Source organism: uncultured Campylobacter sp. (assembly GCF_938045535.1).
GTDB lineage: Bacteria > Campylobacterota > Campylobacteria > Campylobacterales > Campylobacteraceae > Campylobacter_B.
This window is the reverse complement of sequence record NZ_CALIMQ010000175.1, coordinates 1-2,521: the sequence shown is the minus strand read 5'-3', so window position 1 is coordinate 2,521 and position 2,521 is coordinate 1. Positions and strand designations below refer to the sequence as shown.

Below are 2,521 nucleotides of genomic sequence, written 5' to 3'. Positions count from 1 at the left end.
TTTTAAGGCGGTAAATTACCAAGAATCTAAGGACGAAGAGGAAGCTTATACGGACATTCATGAAAGCAATGTCGCTTCCTTCAAAAAAGATGTGAACCACCTAGTCAATCGCTACCGACTCAAGGAAGCCAAAGAACTGTTTGAAAACATTGGGGAGGACTTAGATGACTTTTATCACCTGTCCCAAGCGGTCAAGAACGGCCAATTGAGCGAGCGAAATAGTAAGCGCCTAGAGGAATTGTTAGGCAAGTTTCATGTGATCAAGGCAGCCATGCGGATCATTGAAAATAAACGGGGAGATTACCATCTTTAGGGTCTTTTCCCCCTAAAAGTAGGCGCCTAGAAGCTTTCTCATCTAATTTAGATGGGAAGGCTTTTTTGGCTGTGGAAAGCTTTTTGAAAAAAAGAGAAAAAACTACCAGCTCGGGCTTTTTGACGATGTCGATATTATCGGCTCGGTATCGCGCTTTGAAGCTTTGGAATTTGACGAGTTTTTTCGCTCGCATCCGGTTCTAAAACACAATAAAATCACCGAGGGCGGCGCAGTGTTTTTGCACGAAATTTATAAAATTTTTAAAAAAAGCGGCTCTGCTGCAAGGTCCGCTACGCTGATCTCGCAGATCAAAAACTCGCGCCTTTTTGCGCTTGTGGCGGATTTCATCGCGACGAAACGCGCGACGCTGAAAAACGGCAAGATAGATGAGGATCGCAAAAAGGACGAGACCGCGCGCATCTATGATAAATGCGGCATTTTAGAGCAGATCGCGGGCAAATACGCGGATCCGCAGAGCTTTTATAACTTCATAACCCTGGGCGCAAAGGAGATGAGCGAGGGCGAGGGGGTAAATCTGCTCAGCGTGCACGCAAGCAAGGGGCTTGAGTTTTGCAGCGTCTATCTCATCGACCTGGCGCAAAACCGCTTCCCGAACCTCAAGCTAATGGCGATGGGCGGCAGCCTGGAGGAGGAGCGGCGACTATTTTACGTGGCGGTCACCAGAGCGCGCGACGAGCTGGTGCTAAGCTACTCTAAATTTGATAAGATCAGAAAAGTTAGCTACGAGCCGAGCTGTTTTTTAAGGGAAGCGGGGCTGGTAAAGTAGGCGAAATTTGCTCGCTAAATTTTGAAATTTCATTTTAGCGCTGGCGGATCATTTGAGTAAGAATTTTACTCCTCGCGTACGCCTGGTGCGCCGCCCTGCTTCTTTAACGGATTGCTGAAGTAAGAATTTTGCGGCGCGATTTTTGTAAATTTTACGATTTGTAAATTTTTACGGCGCGGACGTTGTGAGATATTTTGCAGCGGGCTAAAATTTGAATTTTTGATTACGCTCTGCCGCCGTGTTTTATACATCACGGAGCTCAAATTTTATTTAACAAATTTTAAAATGCCACAAATTCCACGACAAGTTAAAATTTTAAAGCGCACCAAATTTACGGCGCCGCAAAATTTTAAATTTCACTACGTATTGCGCGCGCCGTAAAAAGTACGTGCCCTGCCAAATCTATTGCAGCGTGAAATTCCGAGCGGCGGCAACCCGCATATTTGATAAATAGATTTCGCATCGCAAATTGCATGCTGGCAAATTTAATTTATCGCCGCATAAAATACTGTCGCGCAAATTTGGCGCAGCACAAAGTCCTTCGTCGCGCAAATTTCACAGCGTATTAAATACCCTATCTCCCGCGTCTCCGAGGCCCGGCACGATATATTTTTGCTCGTTTAGTCTCTCGTCGATCGCCGCGGTAAAAACCTCGACCTGCGGGTAGATCTCGCTAAATCTATGAAGCCCCTCGGGCGCTGCGATGATGGAGATAAATTTGATCTTTTTGACGCCGTTTTTCAGCAGGAATTTCACCGCATCGATCGCCGTGCCGCCAGTCGCAAACATCGGATCGATGATGATTGCGGTGCGCTCTGCGGCGTCTGCGGGCAGTTTGGCGTAAAAAAACTCCGCCTGTGCGGTCTTTTCATCGCGCTGAAAGCCTAAAAACCCCACGCTAGCGTCGGGCATGAGCTTAAAAACGCTATCTAGCATCCCCAGCGCGGCGCGCAAAATCGGGCAGATCATGATCTTTGTAGCGAGCTTATACGCGCTGGTTTGCGCCACGGGCGTATGCACGCTCACCTCGCGCAGCGCCAGATCGCGCGTCGCCTCAAACATCATCAGGTAGCTGATCTCATCGACGAGCATGCGAAACTGAAACGGATCGGTCTCTCGATCGCGCAGGATCGTGAGCTTATGCTCGATCAGCGGGTGCTTGATTAGCCTCACGTTAGGCAGCTCGCACGCGGTTTGGTACGTACATTTTTGGCTTTGGCTCATTTTCTCTCCTTAAATTTACTGAATTTTGCGCCCTTTGGGGCATTTTGATCGTATATTTTAGCGCGAGCTTTTGCACCATGGTGCTGAAATTTTGCCGATAACGGCAACGCGATTTTAAATTTAGCTCATTTTAGCTCACAATGCGCGCGTTACGTTTAAATTTAACTCGGCGGCTCGCTTTAATTTAGCGCTTTTAA

At 47.6% G+C, this 2,521-nt stretch carries 3 protein-coding genes; 2 read left to right on the top strand and 1 reads right to left on the bottom strand.

The window, feature by feature from the left end; translation table 11 throughout:
* Positions 1-313 (top strand): hypothetical protein (locus Q0095_RS05605; RefSeq protein WP_297882149.1); only part of this gene is annotated, 313 nt, incomplete at its 5' end.
* 163 nt (positions 314-476) lie between these two features.
* Complete coding sequence (locus tag Q0095_RS05600; protein WP_297882146.1) at positions 477-1,100, top strand: 3'-5' exonuclease; 624 nt, start codon at positions 477-479, stop codon at positions 1,098-1,100.
* Positions 1,101-1,655: 555 nt separating this feature from the next.
* On the opposite strand, the gene upp is transcribed toward Q0095_RS05600, so the two are convergent.
* Positions 1,656-2,282 carry a uracil phosphoribosyltransferase gene (gene upp / locus Q0095_RS05595; protein WP_297882151.1) on the bottom strand — a complete coding sequence of 209 codons (627 nt, stop codon included), beginning with the start codon at positions 2,280-2,282 and terminating at the stop codon, positions 1,656-1,658.
* Between the last annotated feature and the right edge of the window lie 239 nt (positions 2,283-2,521).